Origin of the sequence: Bacillus sp. FSL P4-0334 (assembly GCF_038004825.1) — a bacterium.
Classification (GTDB): domain Bacteria; phylum Bacillota; class Bacilli; order Bacillales; family Bacillaceae; genus Bacillus; species Bacillus velezensis.
In genome coordinates this window covers 2,095,800-2,114,534 of the sequence record NZ_JBBORX010000001.1, presented here as the reverse complement: position 1 = coordinate 2,114,534, position 18,735 = coordinate 2,095,800, and the positions used below count along the sequence as shown (strand labels likewise).

At 47.8% G+C, this 18,735-nt stretch carries 22 protein-coding genes and 1 pseudogene; 13 read left to right on the top strand and 10 right to left on the bottom strand.

Annotated features, from left to right (window positions below; all coding sequences use genetic code 11):
- Positions 1–66: 66 nt before the first annotated feature.
- From NSQ37_RS10860 to NSQ37_RS10850, 3 genes are all read right to left on the bottom strand, one after another.
- Positions 67–1,545 carry a monooxygenase gene (locus NSQ37_RS10860; protein WP_341123722.1) on the bottom strand — a complete coding sequence of 493 codons (1,479 nt, stop codon included), beginning with the start codon at positions 1,543–1,545 and terminating at the stop codon, positions 67–69.
- Positions 1,546–1,692: 147 nt separating this feature from the next.
- On the bottom strand, positions 1,693–2,208 hold the full coding sequence (lepB, locus tag NSQ37_RS10855; protein ID WP_003155158.1) for a signal peptidase I: 516 nt from the start codon (positions 2,206–2,208) through the stop codon (positions 1,693–1,695).
- Positions 2,205–2,831, bottom strand: coding sequence for a TVP38/TMEM64 family protein (locus tag NSQ37_RS10850; protein WP_015239532.1), 627 nt, complete (start codon positions 2,829–2,831; stop codon positions 2,205–2,207). Before NSQ37_RS10850 ends, lepB begins: the two co-directional genes overlap by 4 nt.
- Positions 2,832–2,983: 152 nt before the next feature.
- Between NSQ37_RS10850 and NSQ37_RS10845 the strand changes: the two genes are divergently transcribed.
- The 4 genes from NSQ37_RS10845 to NSQ37_RS10830 all read left to right on the top strand — a co-directional run bounded on the left by NSQ37_RS10845 (position 2,984) and on the right by NSQ37_RS10830 (position 5,489).
- On the top strand, positions 2,984–3,343 hold the full coding sequence (locus NSQ37_RS10845) for a hypothetical protein (RefSeq protein WP_012117241.1): 360 nt from the start codon (positions 2,984–2,986) through the stop codon (positions 3,341–3,343).
- Positions 3,344–3,463: 120 nt separating this feature from the next.
- Positions 3,464–3,664 (top strand): DUF3311 domain-containing protein, encoded by a 201-nt coding sequence (locus NSQ37_RS10840; protein WP_007409181.1) that lies wholly within the window; start codon positions 3,464–3,466, stop codon positions 3,662–3,664.
- Positions 3,661–5,130 carry a sodium:solute symporter family protein gene (locus tag NSQ37_RS10835; RefSeq protein WP_015239531.1) on the top strand — a complete coding sequence of 490 codons (1,470 nt, stop codon included), beginning with the start codon at positions 3,661–3,663 and terminating at the stop codon, positions 5,128–5,130. The genes NSQ37_RS10840 and NSQ37_RS10835 overlap by 4 nt, the downstream gene beginning before the upstream one ends.
- Positions 5,131–5,171: 41 nt before the next feature.
- Positions 5,172–5,489, top strand: coding sequence for a YbjQ family protein (locus NSQ37_RS10830; RefSeq protein ID WP_003155166.1), 318 nt, complete (start codon positions 5,172–5,174; stop codon positions 5,487–5,489).
- 31 nt (positions 5,490–5,520) lie between these two features.
- Here the strand turns inward: NSQ37_RS10830 and NSQ37_RS10825 are convergent, their stop codons facing one another.
- Positions 5,521–5,790: an excalibur calcium-binding domain-containing protein gene (locus tag NSQ37_RS10825; RefSeq protein ID WP_003155168.1), complete on the bottom strand. Its 270-nt coding sequence runs from the start codon at positions 5,788–5,790 to the stop codon at positions 5,521–5,523.
- A gap of 195 nt (positions 5,791–5,985) precedes the next feature.
- Here NSQ37_RS10825 and NSQ37_RS10820 point away from each other — a divergent pair, with 195 nt between their 5' ends.
- On the top strand, positions 5,986–6,696 hold the full coding sequence (locus tag NSQ37_RS10820; RefSeq protein ID WP_085341868.1) for a YrpD family protein: 711 nt from the start codon (positions 5,986–5,988) through the stop codon (positions 6,694–6,696).
- A gap of 228 nt (positions 6,697–6,924) precedes the next feature.
- Here NSQ37_RS10820 and NSQ37_RS10815 read toward each other — a convergent pair whose 3' ends face one another.
- The 4 genes from NSQ37_RS10815 to NSQ37_RS10800 form a co-directional block, all read right to left on the bottom strand.
- Complete coding sequence (locus NSQ37_RS10815; RefSeq protein ID WP_012117237.1) at positions 6,925–7,434, bottom strand: MepB family protein; 510 nt, start codon at positions 7,432–7,434, stop codon at positions 6,925–6,927.
- Between the two features lie 122 nt (positions 7,435–7,556).
- Entirely contained in the window at positions 7,557–7,928 is a 372-nt protein-coding gene (locus NSQ37_RS10810) for an iron chaperone (protein WP_015239528.1), read from the bottom strand.
- Positions 7,929–7,954: 26 nt separating this feature from the next.
- Positions 7,955–8,323, bottom strand: a complete 369-nt coding sequence (locus tag NSQ37_RS10805; RefSeq protein ID WP_012117235.1) for an iron chaperone — start codon at positions 8,321–8,323, stop codon at positions 7,955–7,957.
- Between the two features lie 145 nt (positions 8,324–8,468).
- Positions 8,469–9,047, bottom strand: coding sequence for a competence protein ComK (locus tag NSQ37_RS10800; RefSeq protein ID WP_012117234.1), 579 nt, complete (start codon positions 9,045–9,047; stop codon positions 8,469–8,471).
- 315 nt (positions 9,048–9,362) lie between these two features.
- Here NSQ37_RS10800 and NSQ37_RS10795 point away from each other — a divergent pair, with 315 nt between their 5' ends.
- Positions 9,363–9,596 (top strand): IDEAL domain-containing protein, encoded by a 234-nt coding sequence (locus tag NSQ37_RS10795; protein ID WP_012117233.1) that lies wholly within the window; start codon positions 9,363–9,365, stop codon positions 9,594–9,596.
- Between the two features lie 30 nt (positions 9,597–9,626).
- On the opposite strand, the gene NSQ37_RS10790 is transcribed toward NSQ37_RS10795, so the two are convergent.
- Complete coding sequence (locus tag NSQ37_RS10790) at positions 9,627–10,484, bottom strand: SDR family oxidoreductase (protein ID WP_007610477.1); 858 nt, start codon at positions 10,482–10,484, stop codon at positions 9,627–9,629.
- Between the two features lie 124 nt (positions 10,485–10,608).
- Between NSQ37_RS10790 and NSQ37_RS10785 the strand changes: the two genes are divergently transcribed.
- The 7 genes and pseudogenes from NSQ37_RS10785 (at position 10,609) to NSQ37_RS10760 (ending at position 17,386) form a co-directional block, all read left to right on the top strand.
- On the top strand, positions 10,609–12,132 hold the full coding sequence (locus tag NSQ37_RS10785) for an FAD-dependent oxidoreductase (RefSeq protein ID WP_341123719.1): 1,524 nt from the start codon (positions 10,609–10,611) through the stop codon (positions 12,130–12,132).
- 18 nt (positions 12,133–12,150) lie between these two features.
- Positions 12,151–12,738 (top strand): annotated as a pseudogene (locus tag NSQ37_RS21250) (protoglobin domain-containing protein); the annotation flags it as partial.
- Between the two features lie 291 nt (positions 12,739–13,029).
- On the top strand, positions 13,030–13,545 hold the full coding sequence (locus NSQ37_RS21245; RefSeq protein ID WP_370529535.1) for a methyl-accepting chemotaxis protein: 516 nt from the start codon (positions 13,030–13,032) through the stop codon (positions 13,543–13,545).
- A gap of 130 nt (positions 13,546–13,675) precedes the next feature.
- Positions 13,676–14,233 (top strand): biotin transporter BioY, encoded by a 558-nt coding sequence (locus NSQ37_RS10775; protein WP_003155185.1) that lies wholly within the window; start codon positions 13,676–13,678, stop codon positions 14,231–14,233.
- 11 nt (positions 14,234–14,244) lie between these two features.
- Complete coding sequence (locus NSQ37_RS10770; RefSeq protein WP_341123718.1) at positions 14,245–15,681, top strand: acyl-CoA synthetase; 1,437 nt, start codon at positions 14,245–14,247, stop codon at positions 15,679–15,681.
- Entirely contained in the window at positions 15,669–16,760 is a 1,092-nt protein-coding gene (locus NSQ37_RS10765; RefSeq protein WP_043021333.1) for an acetyl-CoA C-acyltransferase, read from the top strand. The genes NSQ37_RS10770 and NSQ37_RS10765 overlap by 13 nt, the downstream gene beginning before the upstream one ends.
- A 50-nt stretch (positions 16,761–16,810) precedes the next feature.
- Positions 16,811–17,386 carry a histidine phosphatase family protein gene (locus NSQ37_RS10760; RefSeq protein WP_341123717.1) on the top strand — a complete coding sequence of 192 codons (576 nt, stop codon included), beginning with the start codon at positions 16,811–16,813 and terminating at the stop codon, positions 17,384–17,386.
- A gap of 15 nt (positions 17,387–17,401) precedes the next feature.
- Here the strand turns inward: NSQ37_RS10760 and NSQ37_RS10755 are convergent, their stop codons facing one another.
- Positions 17,402–18,280, bottom strand: a complete 879-nt coding sequence (locus NSQ37_RS10755; RefSeq protein WP_072588957.1) for an ABC transporter substrate-binding protein — start codon at positions 18,278–18,280, stop codon at positions 17,402–17,404.
- Positions 18,281–18,735: the final 455 nt, after the last annotated feature.

Genomic DNA, 18,735 nt, shown 5'->3' with positions numbered 1-18,735 from the left:
TGATTGTTTCTTTTACTATAACGTTTTGTTACACAAGAAACAATCACACAGGCGCATAAAAGGGCATCAGATGAATCCCCATCTCTCCAAACCGGCCAGAACAGCTTCTTCCGCTTCACGTCCCGAGCCGCCGGCTGCCCATGCCGCGTGGCCGTCCGGCCGGATTAAAACGGTGTGGACGTCATCCCAATCGGCACGTGTTTCAGCAAGCTCCGCACTGACAGCTGCCACGCTGTCCGTATCAATACCGGCGGGAATGCTCCCTCTTAATGACAAAAGCACAAAGGCGCCCTTATGAAGAAAATCATACAGCCGGGCCGGCCGCCCGTCATGAAGGGTCAATTCGATATCCGGCAGGCGTTTTCCGTTCAGGGTATGCGGCGGCAGCTCCGCATCCGGTTCATAATGCAGATCAAGCGCGGATACTTTTCCCGCCAATAAACGGTTGGACTCCTGAAAATCCAGCAAAGCGGTCATCGTTTCTCTTAATGCCATCCCCGACTCGGTAAAATCCATGAGCTTTATCTGGGTTTTTATATTGTGCAACACTTCTTTTCCTGTGCTGTGCCTTTCCTGATGATAGCTGTCCAGAAGATAAGGCGCCGCTTTCCCCTTCATTTGCGCCGCCAGCTTCCAGCCGAGGTTGAAGGCATCCTGAAGCCCCGTGTTCAGCCCTTGGCCGCCTGCGGGAAAATGAATGTGCGCCGCATCACCGGCCACAAAAACCCGGCCGGAGCGGTACTGCTCAGCCTGACGCTCGGCATTGCCGAACCGCGACATCCATACCGGATCACCCAATCCGAAATCAGTGCCGCATATCCGCCTCAGGTCTTCTTTCAGCTCATTTTCGGTGACCGGCTCTTCCTTCCGCTTTTGCGGAGCGTGCGGAGAAACGATGAGGACGCGGAAAAGTCCGTCCGTAAGAGGGACAATCACAACCGATCCCTCCAGGCGGCACGTTGAAAAAAAGGAAGATTCGGGCGGATGTTTCAAAGCGGCATCACAGAGGGTTCCTGTTAAGTCGGCATCAGTGCCCGAAAAAGCGATGCCCGCCTGTTTCCTGACAATGCTCCCCGCTCCGTCTGTACCCGCGGCATATAAGCTGTGAAGAGTGCGGATCCCGCTTTCGTCCCGGAACACCGTCTCCACTCCGTCATCCGTCTGGGTGACAGCCACCGCTTCCGCCCCGCGGATGATGTCTGCGCCGAGACTTGATGCATACTCCTCCAAAATCCGCTCCGTTTCTGCCTGAGGCAGCATTAACGAATAATTCTGCTTCGTATCCAGCCGAGAAAAATCCAGCCGTGTATCCAGCATGGAAAAATGGCCGGAAGACACCTTCGTCCCTTTTTCCAAAAAGCGTTCCAATATGCCTCTCATGGCAAAAAGCTCAAGTGTGCGCGGATGCATGATAAGCGCTTTGGAATATGGCACCGTCTTTTTCAATCGTTCAATGACAGTCGTTTTCACTCCGGCCAGCGCCAGTTCTGATGCAAGCATAAGCCCGACCGGACCTCCCCCGATAATGGCAGCCTGTGTTTTCATCTCATCAGCCCTCTTTCATATTTTTTGTTACACGAGTAACAAAATCACCAAAAAATAAAACGCCTCCTTTTTGTTTCGCGCGTAACAATTTTCATTATAGTCTTTCCTCTGCTTTTTTACAATCATTTCCGAAAAAAAAGACGCCGTTTACTTGGCGTCTGATTCACTGATGACTCCGACAATGTCTTTATCCTTAATCGGACCGAAATGACGGCTGTCGAGGCTGTATATGCGGTTGTCGCCAATAACAAAGTATTGTCCCTTCGGTATGCTTTTGCGCCCGGTCGTTTCCTTCAGCGTATAATCACCGGTCACATGGCTCCCGGCGGACAATGATGACTTTAACGGTTTTAAAAACGGTTCCGCCACCCGTTTTCCATTCACATACAGCTGATCCTCCCTGTATGCGATTGACTCGCCGGGGAGCCCGATGACACGTTTGATCAGCACTTTGCGGTGCGGGCCTTTAAACAGGACAATATCGAAACGGCGGATCGTTTTGTAACGATGGGAAAACTTGTTGACCATCAGCTCATTTCCTTGTTTAAAGGTCGGATTCATGCTGATTCCTTCGACTTTATAATCAATAAAAATGGCATTCTTTAATTGTATGGCCAAAACAACGATAAGCACGCCGGCTATAAACCAAAATCGTTTTTTCAAGATTCCTGTCTCCCTCCGTCTTTCTCATGCTGACTGATTCTCGTCTGTAAACGCCGTTCGATATGCTTTCCGGCATACCACAGCACCGCGATCACTGTAATGGCGCCCGCCATCCTGAAAGGCTGTGTCATGAGCGCATGTAGATCATATCCGATAAAGCTGATCATAAAAATCATGACCATTTTCCCCATAGCGGCTGCTGAAATAAACTGCAGCGCCCCCACCCGTGACAGACCGGCAACGATATGAACCGCAGCGGACGGCGTAAAGGGGAAGCAAAGTAAAATAAACAGCGGACCGAAACCGTGCCGCTCAACCCAGAGCATCATCCGCCTTATGGTCTGATGCCTGCGGATGAAACCGAAAGCTCTTTTCTGTCCGAAACGGCGGACGGCATAAAACATCAGCATCGATCCTGCCGCAGACCCGAGCCATGACAGAAAAAAACCTTCCCACAAACCAAATGCATTCGTATTCGCCACCACAAATACAACGAGCGGCAAAAACGGAAGAAACGCTTCAATAAAAGGCAGTGCAACCGCAGCCGCCGGGCCGAAAGCTCTATAGCTTTGGAACCATTCCGTCAGCTGTTCCTCAGTCAAATATGATAAAAATTGCTCCAACGTTTATACTCCTTAACGAGTTTGTCTATCCTTATTCTACACATTATCTCCAAAAAACGAAAATGTTTACGAGATTTTCCGACTTGAAATATCGTGTAAGCGAGTATAAAATAAGAACAAACGTTCTCTTTTTTAAGAAAGAAGGAGTATTTATGCCTGACATCCGGAGCGGCACCCGCGATCTCATCGAAAAAGGGCTGTTTCTGCCCATGGCGGCTGCCATCCTGAACCGGGACCTCGAAGCGCTTGATTCGTGCCCGTTCAAATTAAAACAACCCTATAAACAGCTTATCAGCTGCTCTTTAAAATTAGCACAAAAGGATTTGAGTGATGTTCGAAAAGAGTTAAGAAAGCGTAAAATTAAAATATACGAAGCGGAAAGAGACGAAGCATTTACGCTTTATATATGCACCATTAACGGCTATGAAGAAAAACACCGTTATTTCAACCCGAGAATAAGGGAACAGGTAACTGCCTTATTAGAATATTACCTGTCTCTTGCGACCATTTAAAAAGCAGACGGGACTGCTTTTCCTTTTCAGTTGATAAATTTCAGACTATTCACACTATACATTCGACATGATTTTCTTTATAATCGGGACACGCTGTTTTCAATGAAAAGGAGGAATGTTATGAAACTGATTCATGTTCTCGCCGCCCTGCCCTTTTTCGGAATTCTCGCCGGCATTCCATTTGCCAACCGGGTGACGCCTTATGTTTTCGGAATGCCTTTCATTCTCGCGTATGTCGTCATCTGGGCGGTGCTGACTTCCGTTCTGATGGCCGCCGTTTACAAATTGGACAAAGAAAATAAGGCGGGTGAGGCGGAATGAACGCAGCATTTCCCGTAATGGCCGCCGTGCTCCTGTTTTGTGTATATCTCGGAATCCGGGCCCGAAAAGGAAAACATATGGACCTTGAACAATGGACGGTGGGCGGACGCGGCTTCGGCACGATGTTTGTCTTTTTATTAATGGCGGGAGAAATATACACGACCTTTACATTCCTAGGCGGAAGCGGGTGGGCTTACGGAAAAGGAGGCCCCGCCTTTTATATTATCGCGTACGGCTGCCTTGCCTACATTTTGTCATATTGGCTTCTGCCAGCCGTGTGGACTTACGCCAAACAACACAAACTGATGTCGCAATCAGATTTTTTCATTTCAAAATACAACAGCCCGCTCCTCGGCATTCTCGTATCGCTCGTCGGCATCGCATCCCTCATCCCCTATCTCGTCCTGCAGCTGAAAGGGCTCGGATTAATTGTTTCAGCAACGTCATACGGACAGATTCCGCCCTCAGCCGCTGTCTGGATCGGCGCTGTCTCCATCACGATTTATGTGATGATATCAGGAATCCACGGTTCAGCGTGGATATCAGTCGTTAAAGATATCATGATTTTAGGCATCGTCCTGTATTTAGGCATTTATCTGCCCATTCATTACTATGGCGGATTTACGGAGATGTTCAAACAAATTGACGCCGCAAAACCCGGTTTTCTCACGCTGCCGGAAACCGGACAGAGTGTTTCCTGGTTCAGCTCAACGGTTTTGCTGACCGCCCTCGGCTTTTATATGTGGCCCCATACATTTGCCGCTTCCTATTCGGCGGAGCATCCGCGGGTGTTTCGGAAAAACGCAATCATCATGCCTCTTTATCAGCTCGTCCTGCTGTTTGTCATCTTTACCGGATTTGCGGCGATTCTGCAGGTGCCCGGTTTAAAAGGGACGGACACGGATCTCGCCTTATTAAAGCTGTCTGTGAAAACCTTTGATCCCTGGTTTGTCGGACTGATCGGATCGGCGGGCATTCTGACGGCGCTTGTACCCGGTTCAATGATATTAATGGCCTCAAGCACGCTGTTCGCCAAAAATGTGTACAAAGCCATTCTGCCCGGCACGACTGACGAAAAAGTCTCACGGCTCGCGAAATACGCCGTACCCGTCATCGCGCTGATATCCGTATATTTTACGCTGAAAGGCGGAAATACCATCGTCACCTTGCTTTTAATGGGCTACAGCCTTGTCACCCAGCTTTTCCCCGCCCTCTTATTCAGCCTGCCGAAGCGGCGTTTCATCACAAGCCACGGCGCTTTTGCCGGCATAACGGCCGGGGTCGGAACGGTGGCTTTCATTACGCTGACCGAATCAACCATCGGAACCCTCTTTCCGTTTCTTCCGCAGATCGTTAAGGATATGAATACAGGCATCATCGCACTGGTTCTGAACATTGCCGTCATGTTTGCAGTCAGCGCCGCAGTCAGAAAAAAACAAATCAGCGCAGCCGAAAAGGCGGCTTAAATGGTAAGATAGCGGTAAGATACACGAAAGGGGAAAAACGCATGATCATGACAACGACCGAAACCGTCGCCGGAAAACAGATTACGGAAGTGAAAGGCTTGGTGACAAGCAGTATCGTCCAGTCCAGACACATCGGCAAAGACTTGCTTGCAGGCTTAAAATCTGTCGTCGGCGGCGAATTGAAAAGCTATACTGAAATGCTGGAAGACTCCAAAAAAGCGGTGAAAGAGCGGCTGATCAGAGAGGCGGAGCAGCTCGGAGCAAACGCCATCGTCGGCCTGCGGTTCGAACTGACCGCAGGACAGAACACATCCGAATTAATCGGATACGGAACCGCCGTCACCGCCGAATCCATTTAAAAAACAAGCCTCTTTAAAGAGGCTTGTTTTTTTATTTCTCACATGCGATATAGTCTTTATCTCGGTCAAGTCTTTTATTTGCATTGTAAAGCGCTTTTGATACATACGGCTTGTACTTTGTTCTGCCGCCCTTGTTTTTCACTTTCGACGATTTGGCCACGCCGCCCTTATACACCTTATTCAGCGCCTTGCAGTTTTGATACGTTTTCACCTTTGTTTTCGCTTCTGCCGTCTGCCCCGCTCCGTATGAACATCCGAACACAAGACCGAAAGACAAAAGCACAGCTGCCGTCTTTTTCATCTCTATCCTATCCCCTCTCCTGAGTTATGCGGTATTGCTGAACATATCATAGTTCAAATAATCTCCATTTACAAGATAAATAGGAAAATAGTTTTAATTTACGTCCGACTGTATATCTTTTATGGAATTTTTCCCAAAACCTTTTATAATATGAATTGATAGCGCGATCTGACTATGATGATAGGAGGAGAAATGATGATGAAAAAAGGGCTTTTTGCGGGTGTGCTCACTACAGCCGTTCTATTCGGCACATGTACGGCGGAAATTCCGGGGTTGATCAATCCCAATACGGCGGAAGCGGCGTCCCAGCTCAGCAAAGGAATCGGCGGAAGGGCCTACCTGAACAGCACGGGTTCTGTACTCGTCACGAAAATTCAGCTTCCTAGCTCGATTCAGGTGTCAAATGGTACAGCCTATATTTACTCAGGATTTACCGGAGGCACAGAGGCTGATATCGGGCTTCAGTACAGTGACACCTATCATGTATGGAAACCGATCATGAAAGTCGGTTCAAAGGGACAAGGCCAGGTCCGGTATCTGGAAGGAGAAAGCCAATTCACCTATACGAAAGGCTTCCGGCCCGGCAGCACCGTACAGCTGACCATTTACAAAAATCTGAACGGCAATACCCGCGCCACATATTGGGGCACGAATAATGACGGATACACCGGCCGCGTCATCTCAGAACTCGCCCAAACAAATGTAGGCTCTGTCTCAAAATGGAAAGCGCTCGCCACCGTCGCGGTCACATCAGAGGATCAGCGCCCTTACATCAAATCAAACTTCTCAACAGCCTTTACGAACATCACGATTGACAATAAAGCAGTCACACCTGTGATTGATACACAGGATTTTGCCAAATTGACAGTGTCAGGCAGCAGCGTCAGCATGTCTGTCGTCAAATAAAGAATGTTGAACGCACGATTTCTGTCATCGTGCGTTTCGTGAGGGTCTGCCGGATACGCAAATCCCTTATTTTTCGGATTACGTTTAATAAACAAACTCTGTTACATTCAAAATGTCGATTTCTATATAACAATTAGAGGAACCTCATTTGTTGAGGTTCCCCGTTATTCTCCAACTCACGCACCGGTTAACTTCACATACTGTCAGCCGGCTCAGGGCTGTCCAATTTTAGTTAGAATATAGCTTTAACAGGTCTTGTGCTGGAAAACGATCTGCATCGTTCGCCTCAACAAAATATGCCAACTGCCATTTTTGTGTTTCGATAGCTTGTTTGCTAGTGGGATTTTCCCATTCAGGGTAAACTCTAATTGCCATTTTTCCTTTTGTAGCGGCTGTTTTAAGGATATTTTGCTTTACAAGAACTTCTTTTGGAAAAACAAATTGTCCAAAATGATTATTACTGGCAAAAGTATTGATAACCAATAAATCAGCAGCTTTTTCATATGAAAAGGCTTGGTTTTTACCATCTCCATCTTTTTCCCAAAAAGCAACAAACTGTCCTATCTTGTTAGGCGTTATTTTTGCGACTCTGAATCGAACTGATTTTGAATGCAGTTGAAACATACCGGCCCCATACTCTGAGTTTTGAGCTTCTTCTTGAATATCATGTATCGTTAAGTGATTTGGTTCATAAAAAATTTTATTTACATATGTTAACGCCTTATAAAATTCATTCACTGCTTCGTACTCCTTATTTTTTATAGTACGTCATCCATTGCTTCTTGATTAAAATGGGCTGATCATGTGTTTCCAATAAAAAAACAGCCCTCCTCAGGGTTGTTTTTTTAACATTTCTTTCATTATTTCCGCCAAAATGCTGAGCAGTCCGCCTTATCCTGAATATTGAATTGAATCATGCGTTCAAGCAGCTCATAATGCACCGGTTCAGTCCATTGAATTCTGAACAAACGGGAAGTAGCGCTGTAGCCGGCACAGGCAATGTCCTCGGCAAAATGCGCAATTCCAGCTTCTTCGGGGGAAACACTTACATGATGCTTTGCTGCCGCAAAGCCGATAATAAAGGTGCCATGATCGGTAAACATCGGCGTGTTCCACTTGATCTGCGCTTCTAAGTTCGGAAATTGGTCAGCCGTCCACGACAGAATTTCCTCCATTCGCAGACGATGATCAGGGCTGTCGATACTTGATAAATAGTCTTTGAAAACGTCCATGTCTTCCTCCTTCAACATCACGTCCGCTAGCGCCAAAACCCCGGATTTTCAGCTTTTTCCTTGATGTTAAATTCGATGATCTTCTTAAGCAGATCATAGTGCACCGGATCAGTCCATCGAATTCTGAACAGGCGCGAAGAAGCGCTGTACCCGGCTTGAGCGATGTCATCGGCAAAATGCTCCATCGTCTCTTTTTCAGGTAAAATGCTCAAATGATTTTTTGCCGCGGCAAACATAATGATATAGGTGCCGTGATCGGTAAATGTCGGTTTGTTCCACTTGATCTGCGCTTCTAAGTTCGGAAATTGGCCAGCCGTCCACGACAAAATTTCCTCTGCTTTGAGACGGTGATCCGGGTTATCGATTCCTGATACATATTTTGCAAACACATCCATGCCCATCTCTCCTAAAATGAAATATCATTACTCTTTACATCATCATAGCCAACAGACGGACACGATACAACTCTGCCCGGGCATGTAAATCGAAAAAAGCCCTCCCCAAAAGGAGAGGACCCGTCCCTTCACATCACAGCTTTCTCTAATATCTCTCCCCCAGCTCCCGCAAAATAAAGTCGTAGATCATTCTTGTCCGCTCTTCTTTCGGATACAGCATGAATTCCTGCCGCTTCGGGACATGACTGCCCATCCTGTCCTGAAAAGTGGTTCTGAGATAGGCGGTTCTGTAAACCTGATTTTCAAAAGAATGATAGGATACTTCCAGTTCCATCGTTTTGCCGTTTGAGAACGTGACCGCTGTGTCATCAAATGCCGTCGGTTGAAAATCTTTAACGTGCACATGAGATATCCAGCCGCATTGAGGCCTTGCAGAAGAAAGTGTAGGGAATAAAAAGATGTGATTTGAAGGGTCCACCATAATCGGCGGCTTGTGAGAAATTTTAATCGCTTCATATGTTCCCGCTTTTCTCCCGGCATAGCTGGAGCCAAAGTAGCGGCAGCTTCTGTCGATGATGTGAATCGGCTTCATGCTGACATACAGAATGCAGTCTTTTTCAATGACCTTCGACCCCATTTTACCGTCTATTTCCTCAGGCAAAACAGCGATGGTTGAACGATTTACTTCGTAGCTTTCTAAGGGTGCATGTGTTTTCTGGCACATAATGTGCAGCCTCCAATCCTTTTCTTGAAAATTTATACTAATAATCTATCATCTGTCATTGGAAAACGACAGGTTTTTTTTGAATATAGCTAAAAATCACCTTTTAAAGATGTAATTTAGTCTTAACTTACTATTTAAATATTGTTTTTCTTTTTCGTTTCACCTCATTTATACGATGATCATTTTCGTTTTTTCGTCAATTTGCAGGATATGTCGATATATTTCCAAGTATTAGTTGTCTAAAGATTATAAAAATTAATTGATTTTTCCGGCCGTTATCCATATACTATAAAAAAGGCATTGGGGGGATTCTTTATGAAAGAGAAAAAGTCGTACACTGAGCTCATGAAGTCCCGCAACACGCAAATAGCAAACGAATTCGATGTGACAATGGCCGATATTTACATTCAAATGGTGCTTGATGAATCCTTGTATAAACGCCGGCTCGCCATGCTGACCATGCAGATTAATAAGGCGCTTGATGATAAAAATAAAGAAGCGTTCCTCACGCTTTCAAAAGAATATGCAGCACTTAAACAGAGTGAATAAGCCAATCCATATGGATTGGCTTTTTTTACATTATCCGTTTACGATGGTGCCGCCGTTCACATGAATCGTCTGTCCCGTGACATAGGAAGAATCATCGCTTGCTAAGTACAAATAGCTCGGCGCCACTTCAACAGGCTCTCCCGGGCGCTGCATCGGCACGTCTGAGCCGAAGACTTCCACTTCCTTCGCCGAGAAGCTCGCCGGGATCAGCGGCGTCCAGATCGGCCCCGGCGCCACTGCGTTTACCCTGATGCCCTGAGTGACAAGAGATTGGGAAAGAGATCTTGTAAACGTGACGATCGCCCCCTTTGTCGCTGAATAGTCAATCAATGTTTTGTGGCCTTTATAGGCGGTAATAGAGGCCGTATTAATGATTGAACTTCCTTTTTTCAGGTGAGGGAGCGCGGCTTTCGTTAAGTAAAACATTGAAAAGATATTCGTCTGAAACGTTCTGATGAGCTGGTGGCTCGTGATTTTCTCAATCCCCGGCTGCACGTGCTGCTCACCCGCGTTGTTGACCAGGATGTCAATGGAAGGAAAGGCTTGGCCCGCCTGGCGGATGACATCGTTGCAAAAGGCTTCGTCGCCGACATCCCCTGCGATCAGCAGACACTTCGCCCCCTCTTTTTCTACATATTGCTTCGTCTCTTCGGCATCCTGATGCTCATCAAAGTAAACGATGACCACATTAGCGCCTTCCTTCGCGAATAAAACGGATACGGCGCGGCCGATCCCGCTGTCTCCGCCCGTGATGATCGCCGTTTTCCCTTCAAGTTTTTTCGCCGCTTTCGGTTTGTCAAAAACGGGACGCGGGTCCATTACATATTCAAAGCCCGGCTGCCGGTTTTGATGCTGCGGCGGCAAGGTTTTCTTCTTCTGGTTAGCCATTTTGATCACTCCTTTACATTAATTACTATATTATGAGTAATTTGAGCATCTTATACGAATTTCATGTATGAACAGAGTCTTATTGGAAAAATTAAGAATATACAACAGAGGAGGTAAATCTGAATTGACTACTTTTTCAAACGAGGAACCGGCTTCCTATTGGAAAGCAACAGCTGACATTCCTTCCTTTCCCGCCCTCACTGAAGATACGGAATGTGACGTTGCGATTATCGGCGGAGGAATTACGGGCCTGACAACGGCATACGAACTGACGAAAAGAGGTTTCCGTGTCGCTGTCATTGAAGCAGACCGGATTTTAAACGGGACGACCGCGGGAACGACCGCAAAAATCACCGCCCAGCATGATTTCATCTATGCCGATCTTATTCAGCAGATCGGCCTGACCAGCGCAAGGCTGTATTTCGAAGCCCATCTCCGCGCCATGGAAGACATGAAGCAGATCATCAAGGACCTTTCGATTGACTGCAGACTGATTGAACAAGACGCATATCTTTACACCAATACAGAATCAGGCGTCAAAAAAATCCGCAGTGAGCAGGAAGCTTATACCAAGCTCGGTATTGAACACGAGCTTGTGAAAGAACTTCCCGTCCCCGTTGATTGCAGGCTCGGTCTCGCCATGAAGAATCAGGCGCAATTCCATCCGCTTTTATATGGCGCGGCGCTCGTCAAAGAGATCGTTAAAAACGGGGCGCGGATTTTTGAACAGACGGCTGCGATCGACATAAAAAAAGAACCGCAGCCGGAAGTGGTCACGAAAAACAGACACGGCATCAAGTGCAGCTATATTGTCTGCTCTTCCCACTTTCCTTTTTATGACGGAGGCGGGCTTTACGCCGCCAGAATGTATGCCAGCAGATCCTACGTACTCGCGGTAAAACCGAAACAAGCGTATCCGGACGGGATGTATCTCAGCATAGACAAGCCGTCCAGATCACTGCGATACACCGATTTGAACGGTGAAAAACTGGTTCTTGTCGGCGGCGAAAGCCACAAAACAGGCCAGGGAAAAGAAATGTCCGAGCATTACGAAGCGCTGAAACAATTTGCGGAAGACACAATCGGGGTTGAAAGCATCCCATATCATTGGTCTGCACAAGACCTAGTCACCATTGATAAAATTCCGTTCATCGGTCCCATCTCGGGAGATGAAGAACATATTTTGGTGGCGACCGGTTTTAAAAAATGGGGCATGACAAGCTCAGCGCTCGCCGCGAAGCTTTTGGCTGATCATATTCAAAACAAAAAGAACCCGTTTTCCGGCCTGTTTATTCCGTCACGCTTCCACGCAGATCCGGGACTGAAAAAACTGATTTCCTATAATGCCGACGTGGCCAAACACCTTATCTCGGGCAAACTTGAGAGGCCGGACGCTTCACCTGAGACTCTTCGGCCCGGGGAGGGAAAAATCGTAACGGTAAACGGCAAACGGGCCGGCGCCTATAAAGATGAAAAAGGCTGTCTGCATCTTGTCGATACGACATGCACCCATTTGGGCTGTGAGGTCGAATGGAATGACGGCGAACGGACGTGGGACTGTCCTTGTCACGGGTCCCGGTTCACACCCGACGGCGGGGTTGCCGAAGGTCCCGCCATCAAGCCGCTGAAGCGCCTCAGCCAAGATTAACTAAACCATTCTGTACGAATGGTTTTATTTTTTTGCATTAAAATATTTTTATCAGATTCCTTCATTCAAGTTCCTTCCATACCGATAAAAAGAAAAAGAGAATATCTGGGGGAACTTATATTGTTATTTAAAAAAGACCGCAAAAAAGAAACAGCTTATTTTTCGGAAGCCGATGGAAAAAAACGCATCGCGCTTTCAAATCAATATGCAGATGTCCAAAAACAGCTGAAAATGGTCAGGCTTGGAAACGAAGAACTTCATGTGCTTGAAGAGCTGCAGCCGTTAATTAAAGAACATATCTCAACAATCGTCGATTCCTTTTACCGAAACCTGGATCACGAAAAATCATTAATGACGATCATTAACGACCACAGCACGGTCGAGCGCCTGAAAAAAACATTACGGCGTCATATCCATGAGATGTTTGCCGGCACGATTGATGATGAATTCATTGAAAAAAGACAGCGCATCGCTTCCATCCATTTGCGGATCGGCCTTGAACCGAAATGGTATATGGGAGCGTTCCAGGATCTGCTTCTGTCGATGATGAACATATATGAAGCAACCATTCCGGATTTGCATGAGCTTTTAAAAGCGATCAAAGCGACGACGAAAATATTGAATCTTGAACAGCAGCTCGTCCTTGAAGCATTCCAGACTGAATATAACTGCCAGCGTGACGAACAAGAGGAAAAGAAAGCCCGTCTTCATCAAAAAATCCAGGAAACATCCGGATCACTCGCTGATTTGTTTTCAGAAACGAGCAGAGCCGTGCAGGAGCTGGTCGATAAATCCGAGGGCATTTCCGAGGCGTCAAAAGCCGGCACCGTCACTTCCGTACATGTCGAAGAAAAATCAATCGGCGGGAAAAAAGAGCTTGAAAGCCAGCAGCAGCAGATGAATAAAATCGACGCCAGCCTTCTGCAGATTGAAGAAGAAATGGACAAGCTGAATGACATCGCCCAGCAGATCGAAAAAATCTTCGGCATCGTGACGGGGATCGCCGAGCAAACGAATCTCCTGTCACTCAACGCTTCAATAGAATCCGCGAGAGCCGGGGAGCACGGCAAAGGGTTCGCCGTTGTGGCGACGGAGGTAAGAAAGCTTTCAGAGGATACGAAAAAAACCGTTTCCACCGTATCAGAGCTCGTGAACAATACCAATACACAAATCAACATCGTGTCCAAACATATTAAAGATGTAAACGGACTTGTAAGTGAAACGAAAGAAAAAATGGCGCAGATCAACCGTCTGTTTGATGACATCGTCCAAAGCATGAAAACGAGCAAAGACCAGACAGGCAAAATCGACGTTGATTTGCAGGCCTTTCTCGGCGGTCTTCAAGAAGTCAGCCGCGCCGTTTCCCACGTTGCATCATCCGTTGATTCACTTGTTATCCTTACAGAAGAATAAAGATAAACCGACCGGCCTTTTTCATAAAGGGCCGGTCTTTTTAATGTTAACTTAAAATATAATAGAGTTGACATATATAAAGACTCGCTTTATTGTATAAACATATTTTGATAAGCTGGAGGAATACATTATGAAATTGACAGAAATGATGCATATTGCCGTGTTTACCGCCATTATGGGACTTTTGGGGCTGCTCCCGCCGCTTTTCTTATCCTTTACGCCGGTTCCGATTACGCTCCAGACGATCGGAGTGCTCTTATCGGGAAGCATCCTAAAACCGAAAGCGGCGTTTTTAAGCCAATTGCTGTTTTTGCTGATTGTGGCATGCGGAGCGCCTCTCCTTTCAGGCGGCAGAGGCGGGTTCGGGGTTTTTTTCGGGCCGAGCGCCGGATACCTCATCGCATATCCGCTGGCGGCATTACTGCTGAGCCTCAGCATCCAAGGCCTTCGCTCAGCTGCTGTCCCCCATTTGTTTATCAGACAGTTCTTGTTCGGCGTGCTGTTTTTGTATGTCATCGGCATTCCCGTTCAGGCTTTTATGATGCACATTGATATCTTAACTGCCGTAAAGCTCAGCCTCATCTATGTGCCCGGAGATCTGCTTAAAGCGGCCGCAGCCTCATTCGCAGCCGTAAGAATCAGGAAAACTCTTCAAGCAAGCCGGCTTTTGCCGACGAAAGGAAGCTGATTTTAGTCATCATGATTACATCATCATATTCAGATACAGCCGGACAAGCGCCGGAACAGATCGCAATTCAGACAGAAACAGAACAGATCACCTATCAAACTTGGAACAGGCTGGTTAACCAAACCGCAAACTGGCTTGGCAGCCTTTCAGGTAAGCCGGAAAACATTGCAATATTACTGCCGAACGGCATCCCATTTTTACAACTTTTCGCAGGGGCGGCGCATGCCGGCTGCACGGCGGTTCCGTTAGATCCCCGCTCGGCAGCGGCGGAACTCGCGGACCAGCTGCACATCAGCAAAACCGGCCTCGTCATCTGTGACCGCCGGCTGAGCGGCAGACTGGACGGCGTCAAAACGCCTGTCATCCTGTGGGATGAATGCAGGCCTTTGATCGAGGCGGAAAAAACGGAAGGCGCTTTTATCAAAAACGCCGGCCTGCCCTTTTATACCGGATTCACCTCGGGATCGACCGGTAAGCCGAAAGCCTTCACCCGCTCTCACCGTTCGTGGCTGGAGAGCTTTTCTTGTACGAAACGTGAATTCGGCATTTCCCCTGATGACAAAGTGCTGGTACCGGGCACGCTTCGCTCGTCACACTTTTTATACGGCGCCGTCAGCACTTTGTTTATCGGCGGAACCGTCATCCTTCAAAGAAAATTCAATCCGGCCGGAATGAAAGGCCGGCTCAGACAAGCTGACGTTCTATATACCGTTCCGACAATGACGGACGCCCTGCTCTCACTAGAGTCGTTTCCGGATACACCGCTCAAGGTGATTTCTTCCGGTGCAGACTGGCCCGCTTCGTCTAAACAAGCGTTGTCAGAGCGCTATCCCCATCTGCGGTTGTACGATTTTTACGGAACGTCCGAGCTGAGTTTCGTGGCGTTCTTATCGCCTGAAGACAGCGCCCGAAAGCCTGACGCGGCGGGCCGCCCGTTTGAAAATGTTACAATCGAAATCCGCCGGCCCGGCGGAGAACGCTGCATGCCGGGCGAAACGGGGAAGATTTTTGTGAACAGCCCGATGAAATTCTCCGGATACATCAACGGCGCAAAACCTGATGATTCCGGCTGGATGACGGTTGATGACATGGGATATATCGATCGTGAAGGCTATCTTTATATCGAAGGACGTGAAAACGGGATGATCGTATCAGGCGGCCTGAATGTATTCCCGGAAGAGATAGAACGTGTGCTCAACCGCTGTCCGGGCGTCAGAAAAGCGGCCGTCATCGGCATTCCTGATGATTATTGGGGCAGCATCGCCGTTGCGGTGATCGACGGACATGCAAATGTAAAGGAACTGAAGAAACAGTGCCGCGAGCAGCTGGCGGCATATAAAATCCCGAAAAAATGGCTGTTCTCAGACATACCGGAAACAGCCGGCGGAAAGATCGCCCGTGCCGCCGTACAAAAGCAGGCAAAGGACATGATGGAATGGAAGCTGTAATTACGGATGCGAAACGGACAATTTTCGCCCGGGAAAACGGCCTGTTAAAAGACTGTCTCCCAGAAGATTTGGCAGCTCCGCTGATCCGCCATTTGAGCCGGAACATGCCCGAAGACATTGATGAAGTCCTGATCGGAAACGCGACGGGCCGCGGCGGGAATCTCGCCCGGCTGTCGTCCTTGGCCGCCGGACTTCCTTTGAGCGTGTCCGGTACGACCATCGACAGGCAGTGCGGCTCCGGACTGGACGCCGTGAGGGTCGCGTGCCACTTTGTCAAAGCCGGCGCGGGGAGCACGTACATCGCGGGAGGAGCGGAGAGCAGCAGCCGTTCCCCTTTCTCATCCCGGGCGCGCTTTTCTCCTGAACACATCGGCGATCCTGATATGGGCATAGCGGCCGAGTATACGGCACAGGCTTACGGCGTAACGAGAAAGATGCAGGACGAATATGCCCTTCTCAGCTATGAACGGAGCGTCAAAGCGCACGAAGACGGCTTGTACCGCCGGGAAATTCTTCCCTGTCACGGATTCGCCGCTGACGAAAACATGCTGAAAAAGCGGAACATGGAGCCTCTCATCTCCCGTGCCAAGCCCGTCTTTCAGTCCGGAGGCTCTGTCACCGCCGCCAACAGCTGCGGAATTTCTGACGGGGCGGCGGCAGTTTGTGTGATGGAAGAACAAAAAGCGCGGTCTCTCGGTTTAAAGCCGGGATTGCGTTTTATCGGAAGTGCGGTAAGCGGGGTCCATCCGCATTATCCGTCAGCAGCTCCGGTTTATGCCGTCAAAAAGCTTTTGAAGGAACGTGACCTGTCACCGGATGATATTGATATATACGAAATCAACGAGGCGTTTGCCGTCAAAATATGCGTTTTTTCACAGCAGCTTCGAGTGCCGTATTCTAAAATAAATGTCAGGGGCGGCGCTCTGGCCGTCGGGCATCCGTACGGGGCTTCCGGGGCGGCGCTTGTCACCCGGCTTTTTTATGAAGCAAAAAGACGCCCGGATGCCCGCTACGCAGCAGCAGCGATCGGTAGCGGAGGCGGAGTCGGACTGGCGCTTCTCTTTGAAGTGTTAACGTAACGGCAGTATAATAGATGATATCGATAAAAAATGATCGGAGTGGAGACTTTATGACTGCCGTTTGTTTAGTAAGACATGGAGAGACTGATTGGAATGCCCAAAAGAAGCTTCAAGGCAAATCGGATATTCCGTTAAATGCGACGGGAGAGCGTCAGGCGAAAGAAACAGGAGAGTACTTAAAGGGGTCCGAATGGGATGTCATCGTCTCAAGCCCGATGAAACGGGCCAGAAAAACAGCTGACATTATTAACGGGTTTTTGAATCTTCCCATTGTCGTCATGGAAGATTTCAGAGAACGGAGCTACGGTGATGCGGAAGGAATGTCTTTACTGGAACGGTCGAAGCGCTACCCGGATAAAAACTACCCGAACATGGAGACAGCAGAAGAGCTGACAGACAGAATGCTTGCCGGTTTAGTGAAAGTTCAGGAGCGGTTTCCTGAGCAAAAAGTTCTGATCGTCGCTCACGGCGCAGCCATTCATGCCCTCTTGTCCGCCATTTCTGACGGTGATACCGACATCCAAAACGCAAAGCTTGTCAATGCGTGCCTAAGCAATATCGAACGAATTGAAAATAAATGGCGCATCAAAGATTACAATGTAAGCAGCCACCTATCAGAATCATAACAAAAAGGCCCGAATTCAGTTTTGGGCCTTTTTGGCGAGCATTTTTTTCTGCAGATCATGTAATATTGCGTCCGCCCCGTCAATGCTCCGGCGCTCCGTCCATACCGCCCTGTCCGCGCGGTAAACGTGTCCGTTTTTTACAGCTGTCAGCTGTTTCCAGAGGTGATTTTTTTCGAGTTCTTTCTCACCGTCCAACAGCACGATGTAATCAGGATCGATATGCAAAAGCTGCCCGGACGTCATTTTGATAGAGTCTGATTTCCCGCCGGAATCCGTCTGGACCGCATAGGTAAACCCTGCGAGCGTCAAAAGCCGGGACGTAAAAAACTGATCATCCTTTACGGAAATGCTGTCATTTGCAGCGTCAATTAATAAAATCGTGCCGCCTTCTGCATCCAGCTTTCTTTTGATGTCATTCAGCTTTTCTTCCTGAGCCGACAATTGTTTCTCTATGATGCCATCTTTACCGACCGCCTTTTCAATAGTAAGGGCAGCGTCAACCGCATCCTGATAATCCGCAGCTTCATTTTTTAAAGCGATTGTCGGAGCGATCTTTGTCAGTTTTCGGTATATCCCCCTGTGAAGGCTTGAGTCTGCAATGATGAGATCGGGCTTTAACGAAGTGATCTTTTTCAAATCGGGATATGACGGGGGCCCGACGGACGGACTGCCGTCGTTTCGCTCTGTCCGATTATCCGCCGCAGCCACAGGCTTTATGCCGAGATCATGGAGAATATCATTAAAGCCCGGATTCAACACGGCAACGCGCTGCGGGTGCGCAGCCACATGCGCCGTCCCCAGATCGTGCCTGACGGCGGTTTCATGTTCCTGTTCTGAGCATGCCGTTATGAAGAGAACGGATAAGATCATCAGCATACTGAAAATTTGTTTCATCTGTTCCCCCTCTTTCGTTTTTCCGCAATTATATCATTGACAATATAAGTATCAATGATATTCATTATCATTATTTTTATAAAATGGTTTCACAGCTTTTCTCCGTCAAGAAAGCCGAAGACTGATTCATGCCGGCCGCTTTATTTCATTCCGCTTTCGTTTCCATCAGACTTCTGCATTCAACAAAAGGTGACATTTATCCTGTTTTTGCCGCAGCTTCCGAAAATGGAATCAAACCGTTCGACCCAGCAAACAAGAGAGCGATTGCGGCTGTGTACAAATACTCATGTCCTTCCATCGGTTTTTTCCATTAAAATTTAAATATTTCGGGTTCCTATTAAACGAAAGAGAGATGATATACCTAAATAGAAATAAAACAAATTGAAAAAAATTGGGTCTACTAAAATATTATTCCATGCTATACAATTAATCCACAGAATAATCTGTCTATTGGT